This is a genomic window from Mesorhizobium sp. WSM4836, assembly GCF_055811815.1.
The window spans coordinates 86,966-107,416 of the sequence record NZ_JBVVQF010000017.1 but is presented as its reverse complement, the minus strand read 5'-3'; the positions used below and the strand labels follow the sequence as shown (position 1 = coordinate 107,416).

Annotated in this window: 22 protein-coding genes; 2 read left to right on the top strand and 20 right to left on the bottom strand. The window is 59.5% G+C overall.

The features are described 5' to 3' along the window. Positions 1 to 84: 84 nt before the first annotated feature. The 17 genes from AC0L2P_RS20295 to AC0L2P_RS20215 all read right to left on the bottom strand — a co-directional run bounded on the left by AC0L2P_RS20295 (position 85) and on the right by AC0L2P_RS20215 (position 15,709). On the bottom strand, positions 85 to 789 hold the full coding sequence (locus AC0L2P_RS20295; RefSeq protein ID WP_473503357.1) for a response regulator transcription factor: 705 nt from the start codon (positions 787 to 789) through the stop codon (positions 85 to 87). Between the two features lie 105 nt (positions 790 to 894). Then, positions 895 to 1,371: a NifX-associated nitrogen fixation protein gene (locus AC0L2P_RS20290; protein WP_473503355.1), complete on the bottom strand. Its 477-nt coding sequence runs from the start codon at positions 1,369 to 1,371 to the stop codon at positions 895 to 897. A gap of 17 nt (positions 1,372 to 1,388) precedes the next feature. Further along, positions 1,389 to 1,886, bottom strand: coding sequence for a nitrogen fixation protein NifX (gene nifX, locus AC0L2P_RS20285; protein ID WP_473503420.1), 498 nt, complete (start codon positions 1,884 to 1,886; stop codon positions 1,389 to 1,391). Continuing rightward, on the bottom strand, positions 1,852 to 3,234 hold the full coding sequence (nifN, locus tag AC0L2P_RS20280) for a nitrogenase iron-molybdenum cofactor biosynthesis protein NifN (protein ID WP_473503353.1): 1,383 nt from the start codon (positions 3,232 to 3,234) through the stop codon (positions 1,852 to 1,854). The genes nifX and nifN overlap by 35 nt, the downstream gene beginning before the upstream one ends. Before the next feature lie 8 nt (positions 3,235 to 3,242). Then, a complete protein-coding gene (gene nifE, locus AC0L2P_RS20275) occupies positions 3,243 to 4,733 on the bottom strand; it encodes a nitrogenase iron-molybdenum cofactor biosynthesis protein NifE (protein WP_473503351.1) in 1,491 nt (496 codons plus the stop codon). A gap of 62 nt (positions 4,734 to 4,795) precedes the next feature. Beyond that, complete coding sequence (nifK, locus tag AC0L2P_RS20270) at positions 4,796 to 6,337, bottom strand: nitrogenase molybdenum-iron protein subunit beta (protein WP_473503418.1); 1,542 nt, start codon at positions 6,335 to 6,337, stop codon at positions 4,796 to 4,798. 127 nt (positions 6,338 to 6,464) lie between these two features. Further along, the gene (gene nifD, locus AC0L2P_RS20265; protein WP_473503349.1) at positions 6,465 to 7,970 is read right to left on the bottom strand and encodes a nitrogenase molybdenum-iron protein alpha chain; all 1,506 of its coding nucleotides are present in this window, start codon (positions 7,968 to 7,970) and stop codon (positions 6,465 to 6,467) included. Between the two features lie 104 nt (positions 7,971 to 8,074). After that, positions 8,075 to 8,968 (bottom strand): nitrogenase iron protein, encoded by an 894-nt coding sequence (gene nifH / locus AC0L2P_RS20260; RefSeq protein ID WP_069091073.1) that lies wholly within the window; start codon positions 8,966 to 8,968, stop codon positions 8,075 to 8,077. A gap of 543 nt (positions 8,969 to 9,511) precedes the next feature. Next, positions 9,512 to 10,300, bottom strand: coding sequence for a phage portal protein (locus AC0L2P_RS20255; RefSeq protein ID WP_473503347.1), 789 nt, complete (start codon positions 10,298 to 10,300; stop codon positions 9,512 to 9,514). A 118-nt stretch (positions 10,301 to 10,418) separates the two neighbouring features. Then, positions 10,419 to 11,096, bottom strand: coding sequence for a hypothetical protein (locus AC0L2P_RS20250; protein ID WP_473503345.1), 678 nt, complete (start codon positions 11,094 to 11,096; stop codon positions 10,419 to 10,421). Positions 11,097 to 11,629: 533 nt separating this feature from the next. Then, the gene (locus AC0L2P_RS20245; RefSeq protein WP_126079035.1) at positions 11,630 to 11,875 is read right to left on the bottom strand and encodes a hypothetical protein; all 246 of its coding nucleotides are present in this window, start codon (positions 11,873 to 11,875) and stop codon (positions 11,630 to 11,632) included. Continuing rightward, on the bottom strand, positions 11,872 to 12,351 hold the full coding sequence (locus AC0L2P_RS20240) for a hypothetical protein (protein ID WP_473503343.1): 480 nt from the start codon (positions 12,349 to 12,351) through the stop codon (positions 11,872 to 11,874). The genes AC0L2P_RS20245 and AC0L2P_RS20240 overlap by 4 nt, the downstream gene beginning before the upstream one ends. A 321-nt stretch (positions 12,352 to 12,672) precedes the next feature. Continuing rightward, complete coding sequence (locus tag AC0L2P_RS20235) at positions 12,673 to 13,212, bottom strand: hypothetical protein (RefSeq protein ID WP_473503341.1); 540 nt, start codon at positions 13,210 to 13,212, stop codon at positions 12,673 to 12,675. Further along, positions 13,209 to 13,445 carry a hypothetical protein gene (locus AC0L2P_RS20230; RefSeq protein WP_473503339.1) on the bottom strand — a complete coding sequence of 79 codons (237 nt, stop codon included), beginning with the start codon at positions 13,443 to 13,445 and terminating at the stop codon, positions 13,209 to 13,211. The genes AC0L2P_RS20235 and AC0L2P_RS20230 overlap by 4 nt, the downstream gene beginning before the upstream one ends. Before the next feature lie 7 nt (positions 13,446 to 13,452). Then, positions 13,453 to 13,992, bottom strand: a complete 540-nt coding sequence (locus AC0L2P_RS20225) for a nuclear transport factor 2 family protein (RefSeq protein WP_473503337.1) — start codon at positions 13,990 to 13,992, stop codon at positions 13,453 to 13,455. Positions 13,993 to 14,202: 210 nt separating this feature from the next. Then, positions 14,203 to 14,448 carry a ferredoxin gene (locus AC0L2P_RS20220; protein WP_473503335.1) on the bottom strand — a complete coding sequence of 82 codons (246 nt, stop codon included), beginning with the start codon at positions 14,446 to 14,448 and terminating at the stop codon, positions 14,203 to 14,205. A gap of 43 nt (positions 14,449 to 14,491) precedes the next feature. Further along, positions 14,492 to 15,709 carry a cytochrome P450 gene (locus AC0L2P_RS20215; RefSeq protein ID WP_473503333.1) on the bottom strand — a complete coding sequence of 406 codons (1,218 nt, stop codon included), beginning with the start codon at positions 15,707 to 15,709 and terminating at the stop codon, positions 14,492 to 14,494. 1,489 nt (positions 15,710 to 17,198) lie between these two features. On the opposite strand from AC0L2P_RS20215, the gene AC0L2P_RS20210 reads away from it, so the two are divergent. After that, complete coding sequence (locus AC0L2P_RS20210) at positions 17,199 to 17,747, top strand: redoxin family protein (protein ID WP_473503332.1); 549 nt, start codon at positions 17,199 to 17,201, stop codon at positions 17,745 to 17,747. 75 nt (positions 17,748 to 17,822) lie between these two features. After that, entirely contained in the window at positions 17,823 to 19,283 is a 1,461-nt protein-coding gene (gene rpoN, locus AC0L2P_RS20205; protein WP_473503330.1) for an RNA polymerase factor sigma-54, read from the top strand. Here the strand turns inward: rpoN and AC0L2P_RS20200 are convergent. From AC0L2P_RS20200 to AC0L2P_RS20190, 3 genes are read right to left on the bottom strand one after another with little or no spacing between them, the layout of a single operon-like run. After that, positions 19,280 to 19,933 carry a nitrogen fixation protein NifQ gene (locus AC0L2P_RS20200; RefSeq protein ID WP_473503328.1) on the bottom strand — a complete coding sequence of 218 codons (654 nt, stop codon included), beginning with the start codon at positions 19,931 to 19,933 and terminating at the stop codon, positions 19,280 to 19,282. The two genes, rpoN and AC0L2P_RS20200, sit on opposite strands and share 4 nt — an antisense overlap. Next, positions 19,930 to 20,247: a ferredoxin III, nif-specific gene (fdxB, locus tag AC0L2P_RS20195; RefSeq protein ID WP_473503326.1), complete on the bottom strand. Its 318-nt coding sequence runs from the start codon at positions 20,245 to 20,247 to the stop codon at positions 19,930 to 19,932. Before fdxB ends, AC0L2P_RS20200 begins: the two co-directional genes overlap by 4 nt. After that, complete coding sequence (locus AC0L2P_RS20190) at positions 20,244 to 20,447, bottom strand: CCE_0567 family metalloprotein (protein WP_473503324.1); 204 nt, start codon at positions 20,445 to 20,447, stop codon at positions 20,244 to 20,246. The genes fdxB and AC0L2P_RS20190 overlap by 4 nt, the downstream gene beginning before the upstream one ends. Positions 20,448 to 20,451 lie beyond the last annotated feature (4 nt).

The window sequence follows — 20,451 nt, the reverse complement described above, 5'->3', positions numbered from 1 at the left end:
CTCCTGAGTATTCGTCTAGGGGCGTTTCAGGCCGCAAGACCGGCTCACCGCGCGAGGGGGGTAGCACCACACCCGGCACTTGATTCAGTCGTCCGGCTTCTCGAGCGAGTAGCCGGCCGACCTGACGGTGCGAATGACGCTGCCGGGCGAAGCCGTTTTCAGGGCTTTTCTGATCCGGCTGATATGGACATCGACGGTGCGTGCACCGACATGGATATTGGGCGGCCAGGCCGCGCCGATAAGTTCGTCCCGGCTGAAGACCTTCCCGGGAGCTTCAATCATAAGCCGCAGCACGTTGAACTCGATGGGTCCGAGGTGGATGTCGTGGCCATTGCCGCGAACCCGGTGGGCGTCGAGCTTCATCTCGAGGCCGCCACAAGAGAGCCAGCCGCCGTTTTCAAGACCATTTGCGCCCCGCTTCGTCAGCGCCAGCCTCTCCCGTAGACAGTCGAGCAGCTTGGCCGGGGCGATCGGCCGCACAAAGCTCTCGTCAATGCCAGCCTTCAGGAGATCGAGGTGCTGGTTCTCGGCGCCGGGCGCGACCAGGGCAATAATCGGCAGCCCGCCGGTCCGGGGCTCGCGCTTGAGCCGGGCGCAGATTGCAGACCCGCTTATGCTGGCTGGCCCGCAGTCTAGCACCACCGCCTGGAATTCCCGTTCGTCGGCCATTGCAAGTGCTTCCTTCGCGCCGCCTGCCGGCTCACTGGCGAAGCCATCCACCTCCAGTATGTGGCTGAGAAACAGATAGAACTCCGCATCTTGCGAACAGATCAGGACGAGTGGCTTCATTATCGCTACCCCGAGAACCAAATTGGCCTCGACCGCGTCGGCCTCGTGCGCTGGCCATCGCGGCTCCTCAAGGCCTGACATGATCCTCTTGCTCGAAAATCGGTTTCATGCGCGTGCCACCTCGGGATAGGCCTCGATCGCTGCAAGGGCATCGTCGACCAGTTTCGTACCAGCCGCGGCGAGTTTGCAGAACGTCTCGAATCCGAACCGATGGACGTCGCGCAGGGTCTTGGACAGCACGACCAGCCGCCCGGCGGTGAAAAGCACGCGCCCGAAGCCCTCATGGCTCATTTCGATCATCGGCGATGCCATCAGGCCGGAGCGCTCCTCGATCGCAAGGGCGACGGCAGTGTAGAACTTGTCGAGCCTCCACAGCACGTCCGGATCGGGATCGCCGATGATTGGAATCGTACGGCGCTGTTCCTTGCTGACTATGAAGTCGGCCAGCAACTCAGCGTCCGCTTTGCCGTTCCATGACCCGTGGGAATCCTGAGCACGGATCAGCCGCACGAGACATTTGACGAACGGGCTGGCAAGGGCCGTCTCGTCCTCGTTGGCAGCAGGGCTCGCGACTTCAAACATTTCGCTCTTTCCTCGTTTCAGTCCTCGTCATCGAAGGACGGTTTCTTTTCGGCGACACCAGCTTCGGCCAGCACCTTGCGTAGCCAGGGCGGAGGACATGTCCTGAGCATCGTCTGCGTGCGCAACAGTACCTCTTGGATGGTTTGTGGCTGCGGCACCTTGATTGGATGGATTTTTGCCGCAACAACCTTCGCTGCCGAAGGTCCGCCGATGGCCAGACAAAACAGCAGCTGGCAGCCCTTCAGCGCCTCCACCTTCGGCGTGATGCGGTCATCGCCCTCGGTCCGATGCTTCCCGCTCTCATCGGAAACCTCATCGAAGGCGACGGCTTCCACGAGATGCCACTCCTCGCGCGTCACGTCGTAGACAGCAAAGCGCCTCGCCGACCCGAAATGCGCATTGAGCTCCTTCATGTCTTGGGTTGCGATTGCCACGCGCAAAGCGCCTGCTTGTCGTTCACGCATTGGAGCTTGAACCTCGTCAGTGACTAGCGAGAGGCGACGAACGGGGCCCACCTTGCGTTTCCCGGTTGCGGAATGGATCAAGTTCCTCAAACGTCGGCGTATGCCGGTTGGCTTGGAATATGTTGGCGACCTCGAAAACCAGATCACGGGTCCCTTGATAGAGGATTGAGAGCTTGTGCTGGCTGCCGAGCCGGTCGAAGACGGGGAAGCCGACGCGCATAAGGGGAATGCCAAGACGTTGCGACGCCTGGCGTCCATGTGAATGGGTGACCAGAAGATCAGCGTCGCCCGCAAGCGCTTCCAAATCGCCGAGATCGCCGATCTGAATCGACTCCGCCGGTACCCTTTCCAGAATTTTCGACACATCGGTCGTCGTGACCGCCGCCGCGATTTCGGAGCCCATGCCCGTGAAGAAGGTTGCGAATTGATAGAGTTGGTCTGGTTCAGCAGCGATAGCAATTTTCTTGCCTCCGAAATGAAAATGTCCGTCGAGCAACGCATCCTGCAATTGCGCCCGGCGACGCCGGACTCGGGCCGGCACCGCCGCGCCCGAAACCGCCGACAGCAGCGAGACGAACCGGTCGACAGCCTTCAATCCGGTCAGCGACTGGAACATCACGAACGGCACGCCGGTCAAACCGTGCAGCATTTTCGCCGGGCGGCGCATGTGCTCGCCGATAACGATGCATTGCGCGGCCGTGCCAAGCTCGCGAATTTCCTCGACGCTAGTGCCGCCATAGGTAGTCGTTACCCAGTGGTCAGGGACCATACCGTCGAGTGAGCCGGAGATGTCCGGCAGGATAACCGGCTTGAGCCCAAAACTTTCAACCATGTCACGCAAATGCTCGACGTCGGCGACAGTGAGGTTGCATCCGGGCAGGATCGCGATCTTCTTCGGCTGCCGCTTCCGTGCGCCCGACCGTGTAATCCCTTCGATCATAGCCGCGACAGCCTTGGCCCAGCCTTCCTCGATCGCGCCGTCAAAATCAGGCGTGTTGGCCAGCACGACCTCCGTACCCGCGAGCTCTTCCACGTGCTTCAGCTTCACGTTGGCGATATCGCTCGCGCAATCTTCGCCACGGGTCTCCACGAGCGCGGTCGTGCACACCCCGATCAGCTTTGGCTTTGTGCGGGTTTTGAGGTTGAGGATCGCCTCTTCCAGATGTTCCGCTCCGCCGAGTATGGTTGCCACCTCGTCCATCGCCGTTGTCTGCAAGGGGATCGCTTCCTTGAAATGCCGCACAAAGAGCACGAGGGCGAAGCTGGTGCAGCCTTGGCTGCCGTGGAACAGGGGCATCGCACCATCGACTCCAAGAAAAGCGAAGGCGGCACCCAGCGGCTGCGACGACTTCAGCGGGTTGACCGCCGCTGATTTGGTATTGCGAAGGATACGAACCATCGATTTCCTCAACGCTCGCCGAAGCGGTGAGCCGTCGCGCCGGCGAATTCATTGAAAGAGTTCACAGCCGCGGTTCCGTCCTTCGTGCTCGCCAGATCGTCCTCCACGGCAGGCTGGCAATCCCACGGCGCCGGCTCCCGCACCTGGCCCCAGATCGGGTTATGAATGGCGAGGTCGATCTGGCGTACGAGTTCCACCATGCCGTCATAACCGGCGTAAGGGTGTTGGCGCTCCTGGTTGATGTCGAGCCAGGGCGTCTTGGCCTTGAGCGCGACGAATTGCGTGCGCCCGCCCGACAGCATGATGTCGGCCTTGCCTTCTGAGAGCATGGCGTAAAGGTCGCGCGCTGCCATCTGCTCGAACATGTGGTTTTCGTCCTTGACGATCTGTTTGATGCGTTCCTTGTCTTCGACTGTGGATTTCTTGACCGAGGTGCCGACGATCTCCATGCCGATCTCCATCAGCGCGTGGACCACTGACCAGGACTTCACACCGCCTGTATTGAGCAGCACGCGCTTGCCTTGAAGCCGCCGGCGGTATGCCTCGAGCTTCTTCCACGCAATCGCCTCCTGCTCAGCAATCAGCGTCTCTGTGCGATCGAGGATCTCCGCATCGGCGCCCTTCCTCACCAGCAGCTCGGCAATGTTTCGGAGGGCTTCCGAGGTGTCCGAGATCCCGTAGAAGGAGCCCTCGAAGAACGGGATGTCCCAGCGCTCCTCCATCTTGCGGGCCAGATTGATGAGTGCGCTCGAGCACACCATCATAGCCGCCCGGGCGCAGTGCGCGGATGCAACGTCGATGTAACGCGCATCGCCCGGAATGCAGGCGCGCACCCGGATGCCGAGCCGATCAAGCAGCGGCTTCACCAGCCAGAATTCGCCGGAGAGGTTGAATTCGCCAAGGATGTTGATGTCGCATGGCCCGGCGTCGTGGGGTTCCACCGTGCCGATGACATGATCGAGCAACGCTTCGGCGGCGAGTTTGTTGCCGAGGTTCTTGGAGCCGGCGAAGCCCGGCGCATTGATCGGCACAACGGCCAAGCCGAATTTTTCGGCCGCGCGTTTGCACACGGCCTCGATGTCGTCGCCGATCAGCGCCGTCACGCAAGTCGAATAGACGAAGACTGCCGGCGGCGCATATGTTTCCTTGATTTCGCGGATCGCCTTGAAGAGCTTCCGCTCGCCCTGCCCCATTACGACGTCGAGTTCGGTGAGGTCGGTTGTGAAGCTTGTCCGCCACAGGGTTGGCCCGGACGAAGCTGCGCCTCTGTTGTCCCAGGAATTGCCCTCGCAGGCGAGCGGCGCATGGACCAGGTGCGCAACGTCGGTGATCGGCTGCAGGACGATCTTGGCGCCGTCAAAGGCGCAGCCGCCGGCTGCCGCCCCGGGGGTCAGCGGCTTCGAGCAGCCCTCCTTGCGCGCCTTGGCATCCTTGCCGCGGTTGTTATCGCAGGCGGGCTCGTCGAAAACGTCCCGGATCTTGGCACCGAGCGAGGTCATGGCGTCAGTCTCCGAAGTCAATTGGGCGATGGGCGGTCACGGCGAAAAGCCGGCACCGGCTCTTAGCGGGTGAGGTCATAGGAATAATCCGTCACGCCCGTCTCGCTCGTCTCGCGATCGAGCTTGTCGAATATCTTGTCGAGGATGGTCGTCAGCACGCGTAAACCGCCCTGGTAGCCCATGAGCGCAAAGCGATGGTGATGGTGCCGGTCGAAGATTGGAAACATCAGCCGGATCAGCGGCGTGCCGGTGTCGCGCTCCAGATACTTGCCATAGGAATTGCCGATCAACAGGTCCACCGGCTCTGTAAAGAGCAGCGAGCGCATTGCCCAGAGATCCTTGCCCGCCCAGACCTGGGCATCCTGGCCGAAGGACGAGGAGGCGAGCAGTTCCTTGATCTCGGCTTGCCAGGCACTGGTGCCGTTGGTGGCGAGGCAGTGGGTCGGCTCGCCACCAGTTTCCATGACAAAGCGGGCCATGGCGTAGACGAAGTCCGGATCGCCGTAGATTGCGTATTTCTTGCCGTGCAGCCATGACTGGCTGTCCGCCATGGCGTCAACGAGTCGGCCGCGCTCCATCCGGATTGTCTCGGGGATCTCCTTGCCGGAAATGGCCGAGACCTTCATCAGGAACTCGTCGGTCGCCTGGACACCTAGCGGATAGTGGAAGGATGCCGTCGCTTGCCCGACCTCATTGCAATATTCCAGCGTCTTGCGGGTGTTGTAGTGCTGCAGCGACAGTGTCGCCTCCGCGTTGAGTGCCCCTTTCACGTCTTCGATCTTTGTGCCTCCGTCATACATGCGGTATTCGCCGTCCGACGGCGTGTCGAACTGGTCTGAGGCGTCCTGAATGAAGGTATAGGTGACAGCCATCAGGTCGAGGAGGCGCTTGAGTTCCCGGTTGTTGCCGACGCAGAATCCGTCGAAGCCTGGAATGATGTTGATGGCCCCAGCGGCTTGCGAGCGCTCGCTGCCCTTCCAGAAATGCTCCAGCACGCCCTTCACCATGCCGTCATATCCATCGACATGGCTGCCGACGAAGGCAGGCGTATGAGCAAAAGGCACGTCGAAGTCGCAGGGGACCGAGCCTTCGTTCTTGGCGTTCTCTATGAAGCTACGCAGGTCGTCGCCTATGACTTCGGCCATGCAGGTGGTCGAGACGGCGATCATCTTGGGGTCGTAGAGCTTGTAGGTATTGGCGAGCCCGTCGACCATATTCTTCAGGCCGCCAAACACTGCCGCGTCCTCGGTCATCGAGGAGGATACCGCTGACGAAGGCTCCTTGAAATGTCGCGACAGATGCGAGCGGTAGTAGGCAACGCAGCCCTGGCTACCGTGGACGAAAGACATGGTCCGCTCGAAGCCCGCGGCTGCGAACACCGCGCCGAGCGGCTGGCAGGCCTTGGCAGGGTTTATGACAAGCGCCTCGCGAGCGAGGTTCTTTTCGCGGTATTCCCAAGTCTTGGTGAATTCGCGTTGGTCGGTGATGATCTGATCAGGCTGCGGACATTCGAAATTCAGTTTCTTCTCGGCAAGCATTTGTCTGTATTCAGGCTCGCGGAACAGGGGAGCATGGTCGAGAACTTTTTCGGCCGATTGCGGCATGGTGGTCACCTTTTCCATCTGGCCGCGCCAAGCGGCAGCACAGGGACATCAAGACGTTAAAGGGCCTCCCGCGGATCGAGTGCCCCGAGCATTTATCGGCCTCCCTGCCTGGCAGGGAGGCCAGTCCTCATTCGGCGGCGACCGCCGTCAGCGACGTGTCGTTCATCTTCTTCCACGGCGCGCGGTAGAGACCCCAGACAGGGTTGTTGATGGCCAGATCCATGTCGCGGGCGAAAATGGCGAAGCCGTCATAGCCGTGATACGGGCCGGAATAGTCCCAGGAGTGCATCTGCCGGAACGGGATGCCCATCTTCTGCACCGGGTACTTCTCCTTGATACCGGAGCCAACGAGATCAGGGCGGATGCCTTCGATGAACTTCTCCAGTTCAAAACTCGTGACGTCGTCATAGACGAGCGTGCCATTCTTCACGTAATGGCCGGTGCGCTGATAGTCGTCGTTGTGGGCGAACTCGTAGCCGGTGCCAACGATCACCATACCGAGGTCCTCGTAGGCAGTGATGACGTGACGGGGGCGCAGGCCGCCGACATAGAGCATCACCGTGCAGCCTTCGAGGCGCGGTCGGTACTTGGCGATGACGGCATCGACCAAGGGCCGGTACTTGGCGATGACGTTTTCGGTCTTCTCCTCGATTTCCGGGCCGAAATGCTTGGCGATGTTGCGCAGGGAGACCTCGATCTGGGAGGGGCCGAAGAAATTGTATTCCATCCAGGCGATGCCGTACTTTTCCTCCATGTGCCGGCAGATGTAGTTCATCGACCGGTAGCAGTGGATCAGGTTGAGCTTGGCCTTGGGCGCGCGCTCTATCTCGGCGAGCGTGGCGTCGCCCGACCAGTTGCCGACCACACGAAGCCCAATCTCCTCGAGCAGGATTCGCGAAGCCCAGGCATCGCCGCCAATGTTGTAGTCGCCGACGACGTTGACGTCGTATGGGCCGGACTCGAACTCGACATCCTCCTTGTCGAACACCCAATCGCGGATCGCATCATTTGCAATGTGGTGGCCGAGCGATTGTGAAACGCCGCGGAAACCTTCGCAGCGCACCGGTACAATCGTCTTTTCGTGCTCCTTGGCTTTCTTGCGCGACACTGCCTCGATATCGTCCCCGATCAGGCCGATCGGGCATTCGGACTGCACCGAGATGCCCCCACTGAGCGGAAACAGGTCCTCGATCTCGTCGATGATCTTTTCCAGCTTCTTGTCGCCGCCGAAAACGATGTCCTTCTCTTGGAAGTCGGAGGTGAACTGCATTGTCACGAACGTGTCGATGCCCGTCGTGCCGACGTAATAGTTGCGGCGTTGCGACCAGGAATATTGCCCACAGCCGACCGGCCCGTGCGAGATGTGGACCATATCCTTGACTGGACCCCACACCACGCCCTTGGAGCCGGCATAGGCGCAGCCGCGGATTGTCATCACGCCCGGAATGGATTTGATGTTCGATTTGACGTCGCATTCGGAAAGGCCCTTGTCCTCCCCTCCGAGCTTGTCCTTGCTCGTCGCGACACTGAGGTGCTTCTTGCGGCGCTTCGCCGCCTTGTCTGGATATTGGGACAGCACGTCCTCGATAAGCTTCGCATGCAAAGCGCCGTCATTCTCATAGTCGAGGCCCATGGGACCTGCCCCTTTCAAGGTTCGGGTAACGCCTCGCCAACGAGGCCTTGTTTCGTAGAAAGGGGCGCCAAGTCACGGTCGGCGCCCCCTGTCGGTAGCGGCGGTTACTGAGCGACGGCCAATTTCGCTTCCTTGGCTTGAAGCTCGGCAAGCATTTGCTCGTCCGTCTTCATGATGCCGAAGTCGAGCAGCATGTCCTCGAGCTCCTCCATAGTGATTGGGGTCGGGATGGTGCCCTGGCCCGAATTGACATGGATCTTCTCGGCCAATGCGCGGTACTCCCCTGCCTGTTTGGAGTCCGGGGCATACTGGATTACCGTCATCTTCCTCAGTTCGGCGTGCTGGACGATGTTGTCCCGCGGCACGAAGTGGATGAGCTTGGAATTGAGCCTTGCGGCCAGCGCCTCGGAGAGGTCGAGTTCGCGGTCGGTCTGGCGCTCGTTGCAGATCAGCCCGCCGAGCCGCACGCCGCCCGAATGGGCGTATTTCAGGATACCCTTGGCGATGTTGTTGGCGGCATAGAGCGCCATCATCTCGCCGGACATGACGATGTAGATTTCCTGGGCCTTGTTTTCGCGGATCGGCATCGCGAAGCCGCCGCACACCACGTCGCCCAGCACGTCGTAGGACACATAGTCGACATTGTCATAGGCGCCGTTCTCCTCGAGGAAGTTGATCGAGGTGATGACGCCGCGGCCGGCGCAGCCGACACCCGGCTCGGGGCCGCCGGACTCCACGCACTTGATGTCTTTGTAGCCGATCTTGAGCACGTCCTGGAGTTCAAGGTCTTCCACAGAACCTTCCTGGGCGGCGAGATGCAGAACCGTATCCTGCGCCTTTGCGTTCAGGATCAGGCGGGTGGAATCGGCTTTCGGGTCGCAGCCGACGATGAGGATTCTCTGTCCGAGGTCGACCAGGGCAGCGAGCGTATTTTGAGAGGTGGTGGATTTGCCGATGCCTCCCTTTCCGTAGAATGCGATCTGACGCAGACCTGACATGTTGCTTTCCTTCCTTCTTTCCATCCATAGCGGCTACCCGCGACTTGAAGTCCGGTCGGCAGATCCCGGCGCCTCGCACCGATCGTTTCAAAACTCGTGCCAATTTGGCCGGCTGGATCGAAAAGGAATTTTATGATTACTTTTCAGCTATTTAACATTTGGCAAAAACATTAAATTGGCTAAATAAACTTGTGTGGCGAACCCGACATAGGCGACAGGAGATGTCGGATTGCGTTACTTGCGACCGCTATTGACCGTTAGGGGAGGACGGCAACCACCCCATCTGCCAAGCGACAGGCGGGCCTTTTCTTAGGCGACGCACCAGTTGTAAAGTCCAGCGCTGTTGTGTCGGCCAAGCCCCAACCGAACTTTTGGTAAGATTTTTGTCCAATAGGCCGGCATGTCTTAATCTGTCATACCGGCTGACGGCGTGAAATACCTCTCCTTCAGACAATTTGCCGACGTCAAAGACACAAAGAATGTTTTGGGTCGGATCCACGCATTCATCCGGTATCCGCCACATAAAGTCGGGTCTCATAGGGGCTAAAGAGGGTTCCTTGGCGGAACGTGGAAGGTCGAGCAGACCACTTCGGCCGTCCATTTCAGTTGCTCGATCAGCTGCGGATCGGTGGCGTTCATCGCGATCGGCTCGAATTTCAAATCGTCGCCAAGCACGGCAATTTTGCCGGCGTTCTCGCCGCTGTAGTTGGTATCGAACGCGGCCTTGAGACGATCGGCGGTTTCCTGGCTGATCGACCCGGGTGCGGTCAGAACGCCGCCGGGCCGGCTCCTGTTGCCAAAAAACTGCGTCGAGCTGTCGAGGATGTTCAAACCTTGCGTTGCCGCCACGCCGGCGGCGTAGATCGGCGACAGCCCGACCAGCGGATGAAACAGGCAGTTGAAGCGGTCGTGGATGATCTCGCTGGCGGGGACCATGATGTCCTCTTTGATCCCGCTGACATTGTCGGTGCGCAGCTGGTAGAACACTGAGCCGTCATCGGCGACCAGCGGCGTCACGCGATCCGGCGCCAGCACGATCTGCGAGCGAACCACCCTGCTGCCGTCGCGGATTTTCAGGACGTAGACGTTGCCGCGCATCAGCTTGGAGAGAAAGTAATTCTCCCAGTACTGGATGCGGTTCTGGAAGCCGTTCGGCTTTTTCAGCACAGGCGAAAACGCCGGGCTCTTGGTCTCCTTCCAGACGCCGTTGGCGTCTTGCTCGACCAGCTTGACGCGGAGCTTGGAATATCCGAGGCGATCAGCGTCATGCAGGCGAAGACGGCGTGATTGGCCAGCACGCTGTTGAACTCCACGACGGTGTTGGTCTGCCAAGCACCCGTGAAACTTTCCAGTATGCTGTACCACCCCCGCGATTCTCAGACACCGGAACGGGCGGCGCGGCCTTGGTGCGCGAAATGTTGAAGCCGAGTATGTTCATCAGGTGTTTGCCCTAGATGCCGCGCGGTACTTCGCTGACCGCCATGCCCGCGTGAGCGAAATATGCAGGGTCAGTGTCGGGCGAAGCCGCGCTATCGTGATACAGTTGTATGGTCGGGCTAAGAGCATCGGCCGGGACCGGTATCCCAACCAGCATCAAGGAATGCCAACCATCCCGCGCATCAACAGCCGCTCTTGAGGTCACGGTAAGGTCACCTCCCAGCACGCTGCTGTAGGAAAAAGAAATGCGACCCCCGGTCGATGCGAGGGCGGCCGGCAGGTACTGCCGAACCCACAAGGTCACGGAGTTGCCCCGCGCCTTGTTTCGCTCTGTACCGGCCATAGCCTGTCGCAAACGGGGCTGGGACCCAACGCCGGTGATCCTGACTGAGTATGGGTCACCAGCGTCGACGATGGTGAGTTCCTTGGCTGCCGTTATGGTGCCCACCGATGCCCAATTATCGGGGAGCGCGCCCGAAAATGCGGCAAAATCTGCGTTTAGCACGATGCTTTCGGCGACAGTGGCAGTCCATGGCGCATCGACTGCTACAGTTGTGGGAAGCCTGGCGTTCCAAGCGGCCTGAATAAGCGCGACTTCGAAGTTTTGCCCAGTGCTGTTGAGGTGCGTGGCGTCTGCGTAGTAATCTGCCGGCTTCCCTATCGCGACCATCTCCGCGTAGAGCTCGATCAATTCGAGGCCGTTCCCATCTGTCTTTTATCTAGTGCCAAGCGTCGTTAACGACCTCCATGGAGTTGTCGTCGCGATTCGGCTGCTGGCGAAATGGCAATGTGGGGGATCGTCGGAAACGCGCGGCGAACATCTTCGAGCGGCGAGACGATTTCGCTAGGGACAAGGATCGCTGCCGGCCGTCCTATTGTTGATCCCAACGTTCCAGATCACCAGGTCGGGGTCGGTATCTACGATGGCAAGCTGAAATTTACCCCCAAAAAGAAACATGGCGCGCGCGCCAGAAACGGAGGCATTCCAAACATGGATCGTATGAGCGCCGGATCCGGTCGACAGTGTGACGGGTGAGCCATAGGCTACAGCAACATCGTCCCACAGATGATAGACCGGAAAAGAAGAGATAAACCCACTCAGACGTTTCGTTACTGGTGCTATCCCCAATAACCAAAATATTGACGTCGCGGTTGTCGGCCGCAATGAGATTGGCGATGGCGCTGAACGAGGACTGCGCCCCTCCCTCGCTCCCCACCAATGCGTCAAGCGCTCCCGCAGCTGCGCCACTGAAGACGTGAGGTGCGAAAGGACGCTGCCGCCGAAATGCTGTTCAGCTCGGCCAGCATCTGCGCGACGGATTTTCGCTTATAGGCGGTTGCGTCACCCAGGCACGTCGCCAGATATTGAGGCAGCGATGTCGTCAGCGGATTGTAGTCGAAGCCACGATCTTCAAGGCCGGCGATGATGTCGGCCAGCAGTGAAGCCTCGGACTGTGTCAGATAGCTCATTCGATCATCTTCCACAGGGTTCCATCGACCAGTTCCCGTTCCGAAAACTGGCAGCAGGCCAGCGAATTGAGCCAGGGCTGGCGGTCGGGATAGTAAGGTTCTTCGATCCGGCTGAGGCCGCAGCGGCCGACCAGCGCAGCGGCGCTGTCCTGGTGCACGAACACCGGGCAGCCCATGATGACCGCCTCGACCGCGGCGTTCGAGCCTTGCGTGACCAGGCAGTGCGCGCCCTTCAGATCCTCATGCAGTTTGCGGCCGAAGCGCTGCATTCCGTTGTTGCGGATCAGCAGCGGCCGGTCGGTCAGCTTGTTCAGCCTCGCCACCGTCTGCCGCGTCCAGCCTTCGATGCCGTGAAAGTGCTCATAGGTCTCGGACGGCTCGGCTACGACAATGTGGCGGCCGGTCCTTGCCCATGGCCAGACTTCGGTTTTCAGCGCCTTCCAGCGGTCGCCGGGAACATCCCGGATGGACTGCATCTGGAACGAGCCGACATGCCAGCGATAGTAGCCGCCATTGTCGCCGGTCGGCAGATCGGTGGCGAAGACGCGTCGGGCATAGCCGCGATCCCAGTATCCATCGGCGCCCCGTCCTGCGCCATTTGTCGATGAACCGCTTGAGCTCGGGCGTGCATCCGACGATCGGAATGATCGCGTCAGGCAAGCGATCGAGCGCCGCGAATTCCGCCCTGACGATTTGCCCGCCGGCGGCTTTGATCCTGTCGCCTATGCGATTAAACAGATCGAGCTTGAACTTTTTCAGGTGGCCCGGAATGAACAGGCAAACCTTCCCCGGATCGATCATTCTTTGCTGGAGACGATCAGAAATGGACCCCTGACGCCCCCGCTAAAGTTTTCTGCCGCCTGAAGCGCCAAAATAACTCTCTCTTTGGGGTTTACTTTCGGCGTGGCGAACATCGCGCCAAGGGCTATTCGTGCGCCGCAACCGCAAGCCGCGATTCCATCCATATTTTCTCCTACCTGATAGTCGCTACTAATTACAAAAAGACGTCCCTCGTAAGCTACCAGAAAATCCCCACCCTTTTCTGCTTCGTTTACACGCTCAGCATATCCGCCGTTTTTTAGGCAGGCTCTGACTTCATTTACAAAGTCAGTTACCATGAATGCATATACATCCTGATCCGTCCGGCGAACTGGCGGAGTGAAAGAGTGGGCGAGTAGTTGTCCCATCCGAAATGATGTTGTGAAGCCGATTACAAACGGGCCATTTCGGAACACCTTGGAGTCAGACCTTACTATAAGGTCAAGCCCCGAAACTCCGGCACTGTCGCCGCCAATCAATACTTCCTTGCCGGAAACCAAGCCTACAATGCAGGTCAATTCCAATACTCCCTCACCCAAGATTCATCGACTGCCGGCGGCTTCGGAACGCCGTGAAAATAGACAATCCGTGCGCTGCCCAAGCCTTTGCCGCGAACATGCGCCTTGTAGGAGACGACATCGCCGGGCCACAGCACATCGATGTGCTCGCGATAATCGCGTAGCGTTCCGGGACCGCTCCCGCGATGCGGCTCTCCAGTTGGGACGTTGGAAAGCATTGGGGTGGCAAGCATCGCATTTTCATTTTGATGACGAGCTGCGGCGCTTCCTGAGCGCGTAAACCGGGTCATTGGGATGCGCTGCTCCGATAGGTTGCCGCAAGCCGAACCGCTCTTCCTCGGGGACCGCTGGTGGGGTCTGCTCTTCGAACCAATCGTAAACCACGGTCCGTTCGGCAATGCGCCACGCCCCTTCCCTCTTCTGAAGCAGATCGCAGTAACGGCCGCAGAGGAGCACCTGGCGTGCTTCTCCGTCGTTGTCTGGTCCGCGTTGCAGCGCGGTGAAATAGCTCTCGACCACGGCCTCCGCCGGATCGATGAATTCAATCAATACGTTCGTGATCTGGTGGATTAAGCGCGGTCCGGTCTTGAAGACACCAAGCGCAAACTCAATGAAGCCCTCGGCTGAGCCACCATAGGCGCCGTGATTGTCATGCGCATCGGGCCAATACGCACTGCGCAGCGCAACCTCATCCGCGCGGTCTATGCCGCGGCAGTACCGATAAAGGCAGTCGCGGATCGCCTCGCGGTCGAGTAATTCGGTGATTTTTTCCTGGCCCATCGCTCTGTCGCAAATTCTGAGATTGGAAGGCGTTTCGCGCCTCTAGGTGCGTGCAAGGACGAACCCATCGGCAATTGAAGAAGCCAGAACGGAGGCGAACTTCACGTGTCGCGTGCGTGTCATGGAGGTCTCGATGCGGGAGAGGAGGTAGGCAGGGAAGGGGCCGGACGCCTTGCTTTGCGGTGTGGGGCTAGGTCTCGTCGATTCCACCTAATCTTCCCCAGCTCTTGGTTGAATGGCGGCTGGTTCGAACCGCGCGGCCGATGTGCGATCGACTTCCAGCGCACATTCGGGGCAGGATCGCGCGCCTTGTGACGCACGCAGTTGCTCCCCCTCCGCAACCTCAATGTCACCCGGCAGGATGTAGCCCTCGTCATCAAGCTTGAATATGTCCGGCGCTTGCGCCGAGCATCGCGCGTGACCCTGGCATTTGGCATTGTGGACGATAATGCGCATCGCGCTGCCTCCATTGTCTTGGCATGGCTCGGGACGGCAATGGTCATGACCAGTCCAGGATCAGATTTTCGATCCCGAACACATGGCCGCCAGAGGTGATGGGCGCTGTACCCTCCTTGATCCGGAAGGTCGGTATGCGCGCCAGCCACTCCTCCAGGCCAATGACAATCTCGCGCCGGGCAAGGTGTGAGCCAAGGCAACGGTGGGGACCATAGCCAAAGGCGGCGTGGCGGTTGTGCTCTCGCGCCAGATCGACCGTGTTGGGGGAGTCGAATTCCTCCGGGTCGCGATTTGCAATCATCGTGGCGCAGGACACATAGTCCCCCTTTCGGATCGGCGCGCCTTCGAAGTCGATATCTTTCGTAGCCACGCGGATCAACTGAATGGGCGGATAGGCCCGCAGCAATTCTTCGGTTGCGAGCAGGATGCGGTCCGGTTCGCTGCGCAGCAGTTCCTGATCCTTGAGGTTGCGCGCTAGATAAGCCAGGTCAAAGCCTATAGCTGCTGCGACGGTGTCAAGTCCCGCGACGAAGACAAGCACGCCGATGCCACGGATCTCCTCGTCGGTTAGCCGGCGGCCCTCGACCTGTGCCTGCACGATGAAGGTCATGAGATCGTCGACCGGATCCTTGCGGCGATTGGTTGCAAGTTCGTCGATGAAAGCCACAATCTTGCGGGCAGCCACAGGTCGTTCCACATCGTTGCCGTGGAGCAGATCTTTCGCCCAGCCGACAAATGTATCGAGTCCCTGATCCGGCAACCCCAGAAAGCGAAGGAAGATGCTGACAGTGAACGGAAAGGCAAAATCCTTCATGACGTCGCAGCTCGTGCCCGATGCGGTGATCCCGTCGATCAGGGCTATCGCTCGCTCACGGACAGCCGGTTCCAGTGCCGTCACCCGCTTGGGCGAAAGCAGCGGACTGAGTAGCGAGCGAAAGACGCCATGGGCCGGTGGATCGAGCTCAAGCGGGATCGTCGGCCAGGTTTCGCCCAGTATGGAGGAGAAGATGCTGCGATGGCTGGAAAAAGTTTCAGCGTCCTGCAACACCTTACGCTGGTCTGCGGCGCGGGTGATGACCCAGGTGCCCCGGCCATCTTGCGTGTTGTAGGGGGAATAGAAGATTGGAGGCCCGTCATGGGCGCAGGCGACGGCTGCGTGTGGATCCCCGTTGGGCGTTGGTGGCATGCCTGGCGATGTGAACAGGCTGAAGTCTCTCACCATTTCGGGCGGGACATGATCTGGAACCGGGTTGATCGCCATTGGATTTCTCCTGCCGTCTAACCATTAACCAGGCCGCGCGGCATGGCATCTTGGCCATCCGGCAAGCTTGTTGCCATCTTGGCCGGACCGCTGCCTGCCCCCCAAAGAGCAACGAGCGAAATCGTCGGAGACGCGGCGTTTTCCAGCTTCGAATGGAGAGTCGGAAATGAAGCTCTTTCCCACAACGGGTTCAGGCCGGTCATCTCTTCCAGGACATCGGTAGCGCGGCACGCGAGAGGCGGTACCCGTCGACATCGCTTCGCCGATTTCCGCGAGCGCAGGCGATGAGGGCATGAGCAAACATGCTGGTCGAATCTCATCTGCTCCTCGATCGATGCCTTTGGCCGGTGCCAGGCGAACTGCGGGTGTCCACGCCAGTCACGCCGGTCGGGCTTTCACAGGCGATGCCTTTGGACAGATCGGCTCGACGCGTACCCGACATGTTGTCTTCCTTGGTTGCATTGATCACGGTGTCACCCACACATGAACGCTAGGCGGTACCTGCCGCCTGGCGAGAGAGCTTCAAAAGTCGTGCCAGCGGCGCGGAAAAGCCCTGCAGGAGATTTTATATATAGCCTTCAAGAGCTTGCACGAATGCGCAGCCGCAAGCTTGGCGGAGTACAGCCGTGTCGCGGACCTGACAAACCCGACGGCAAAGTCGCGGCAGCTTCAAAATGCTCCGCGAGTGCAAGGCGGTTTACCCGTCACCTCGGGACCGTGACCGCCTCACGCAAGCGCAGTTCAGGAAGATGCACATGGCCAGCTTGCTAATGGACGTGCTGGCTTTTTGTACCCGTTGCCGATTTCGAAGCTGTCTGGCGAACGTCGATAGGGCGAAGCGCGTAGTCAGCCGTCTCAATCCTGAGAACTGAGGCCAATAGGGACCTTCGTCAGGTTAACCCTCCGACTCCTGTCACTCGTTCCGAGTATGGGCCACAGATTCGCGCTCCGAATACGCGCCACCTATTCTCCGCGCCGGCGATCCGGCGACCGTCTGGTCCGATTTCCAACATTGTTGTCCAGCTTCGGACAAAAGAGGCTCGCGGCTTGATACGCATAAAGGGATCCCCTCTGCCCAGAGCTCACGATCAGGTGATTATGGGCGCGCTCGGTCTCGGCGAAGGCATGGTTTCTGGCCGCTCAAGGCAAAGTGTGTCGCTGCAAAAATCACTGTGAACCCCTGCCTAGAATCGAATGGCATGGCGCTTGCGTCGTACTCAGCAGAACCCATCACAAGGTGGACAGGAGCAAGACCATTGCCGACATCGCGACGCCCCATACAAGCGCGTAGTGAAACCGTTCTCGTTGCCGCCGCAAATCGAGACCTCGTTTTCTTCAAACGCCCGTGGTCGCGAGCGGTTTTGCCATGGCTGATCCAAGGCCGACACGCAAACGCGCGGCGCTCGGCCGAATTGCCGGCCGAGGTCGATGCCGTGTCAGTTTCAACCGAAAAAGCAGCGCATCATTTTTTACTCCAGGAGCAACATCGATGACCGTCAAAAAAAAGGTTCCTTTCGTCACCTTTCTAACGCGTGTTCGCGATGATTCAGTCCAAGGGCCAAATCCATACCGTTGGGAAGAAAAGACATCCGACGACTACTTTGTCGGCAAGCGCGTCATACTGTTCTCGCTGCCAGGCGCCTTCACCCCGACCTGCTCGACCTACCAACTGCCCAACTTCGAAGAGCTCTATGACGAATTTGAGAAGCTGGGAATTGAAGCGATCTACTGCGTCTCCGTCAACGATGCCTTCGTCATGAATGCGTGGGGGAAGGCCTTGGGGCTGCAGAAGGTCGAGCTCCTTCCGGACGGCTCAGGCGAGTTCACGCGCAAGATGGGCATGCTGGTCGCCAAGGATAATCTCGGCTTCGGTATGCGCTCCTGGCGCTACGCCGCTCTGATCAACAATGGCTTGGTGGAGCGGTGGTTCGAGGAGGAAGGTTTTTCCGACAACTGCGAGACCGACCCCTATGGCGTCTCGTCGCCGCAGAACGTCCTTGAAACGCTGAAGGCCGGCAAATCCGTGACGGCTGCATGATCCAGAAGAGTCAACGTCTCGAAAGGTCCCACTGCACAAGGCCAAGAGTCGCTCGGTAGGAGTTTCACGCTAACCATGCAATCCTCAGCAAGCCTGCTTCAGCGTCAGAAGCAATCGTTCGTTTTGACGCCGCAAATGATGGAGTCAATTCGGCTGCTGCAACTGGCGCATCCCGAACTGCATCAGTTCGTCGAGCAGGAAATCGAGAAGAACCCCTTTCTGGAACATGCATCAAACGATGGCCGGGCGCCGAAGGATACTCCGTCCATTTCGGCCGAAAACCCCCACATCGGGCCGACGACGGGCGGAATATCGGAACGGGCCTCGGAGTGGAAATCAATCCGCGGCAAAAACAATGTCGCAACGGGGGGAAACAATGCTCTCGAAGATACCTGCACGTCCACCGAAACACTGCACGACCATGTCGCTCGTCAGATCGCTCTCAGCGCGTTCGCGCCGCTGGAGCGGCGAATAGCTGGCGAGCTTGCCGGTTATCTGGAAGACAACGGATACATTCAGGTGAACCTTTCGGAACTAGCCGGCAGCCTAAATGTCCGGGAGGCTGACGTGGAACGGGTTCTCGGAACCTTGCAGCAGTTCGATCCACCGGGGATTTTTGCGCGAACTCTCAGCGAATGCCTTGAGATACAATTGCGGCAGCTAGACAGGTTCGACCCGGCGATGGCAGCGATGGTCGCCAATCTTGAAGCGCTAGCGCGACGCGATTTTCAGGCATTGAAGCGCCACTGCGGTGTCGATGAAGACGACCTTCTCGATATGTTGCACGAAATCCGCGCGCTCGATCCCAAGCCTGGAAACCGATTCCAATCCGGAGGGCCTGAAGCGATCATACCCGACGTCTTGGTCCTGCCCTCGCCCGCAGGCGGATGGCAAATCGAACTCAATCCAGACACGCTGCCCAAAGTGCTGATGAACCAAACCTATTTTGCCGAGGTCTCGCGCCTAAGCACGCACAATTCGAAAGATCAGGCATTTCTCAACGAATGCCTCCAAAACGCGAACTGGCTAATCCGCAGCCTTGATCAGCGCGCCAAGACAATCCTCAAGGTCGCGGCTGAAATCATCCGCCAGCAGGACGCCTTTTTGGAACACGGCGTGGACCACCTGCGGCCTCTCAGTCTCAGGACTGTCGCGGATGCGGTCAACGTACACCAGTCGACGGTAAGCCGGGTGACGTCGAACAAATACATGCTGACCCCGCGTGGCGTGTTCGAACTGAAGTATTTTTTCACCGTCGCGATCGCCTCCTTCGAAGGCGGCGATGCGCACTCCGCCGAAGCTGTCCGCCATCGTATCAAGGCGATGGTTACCTTGGAATCGCCCGACGAAGTGCTTTCCGACGACGACATCGCCACCCGGCTCAAGGAAACGGGGATTGACATTGCTCGCCGTACGGTTGCGAAATATCGTGAGGCGCTGAACATCCCGTCCTCCTCGCGACGTCGCCGGGAAAAGCGCGTGTGGCTTCGATGCCAATCAAGCCCGGGCGGCGGCGCCCACGAAAGTGGCTCTTAATCCAATGCGAACCCGTTCTTGACCCGTGCCAAGTGGCTTTGGCCTTCCTCCGGGCCAAAACAGCTTTCGAAATCTCGGCACTCCTGACAACTGGGCGCGGTGCATAGCGAAAAGCCTTCAGCCTCGCAGAGCTTACGATAGAAGTACTTCTTCCATTTCATGTTGTTGGTGTTGCCGGCCGCCAGCGCCGGGAAATGCCTGGCGATCAAGCGGCTGAGCTCGGCGCGATTCAAAAGGCCAAGGTCCTGCCACAGATGGTCATTGCGCAAACTACGCCTGGCGATGATCTTGGCGAAGAGGGTGCTCGCCGGATCGCCTGGCCTGGCATGCCCAATGAGCAGGCAGCGCAGAAGCCCTTCCTCCATATCCGGCTCGGGATCAGTGAGCTTTTCCAGCGCGAAGGCGTTGACGGGCATAGCGGGGAAACAGCGTGTAACGAGATCTCGCAGGTCGGCGCGCGAAAGGCCGGTTGCTTCGGTCACGGTCGCCTTGCCGGCCTCAACCTCCTCCAGCGCGAGGTAGATAACACATGCAAGCACATGCTGGTCGAACGCCGTCGCCTGGTCGGTCGGCGGCCATTGGCTGGTGCTTAAACAGCCATAGTGATGTGCGAACGTGGCGCCGTTCTCCTGGTCTTGTCCCCGGCTCATGCAGCTAGCGTGTCGGCCGCAAGGTGGGTCTGGCAGTTCTTCGGGCAGACGCGGCCGCAGGCACCGCAGCCGATGCAGCGGCCGGCATGGTCGACGATCATGACCATGCGGTTGAGTTCGCCGTCGAAGTCGTCGTCCTCGCCCGCGCAGATGCCCAGGATTTCGCCTGCGCCATCGACGCCATGAAGGTGCATGACCTCGCGCGAGCAGACCTTGAAGCAGCGGCCGCAGCCGATGCAGGTCGCGCGATCGATCGCCGTCAGATAGTGCGGCGTCCATGGAGAGCCGTCGCGGGTGACAAAAGCGCCCGTCATTGTGAATTATCCAACGCCGCGAGCTCTTCCTTTGCCGCATTCAATTCGGCGAAAATCCCGAAGACGTTCCTGGCGACCGTCTTGATCTTGGTCCAGTTGACCGGCAGGTCCTCGGCAAGGCCGTGCAATTCCATCTTGGCGGCTCCCGCGCGCGACTGCAGCTTGCGGACCTTCTTCTGCAACATTTCAAGGTCTGACATGATC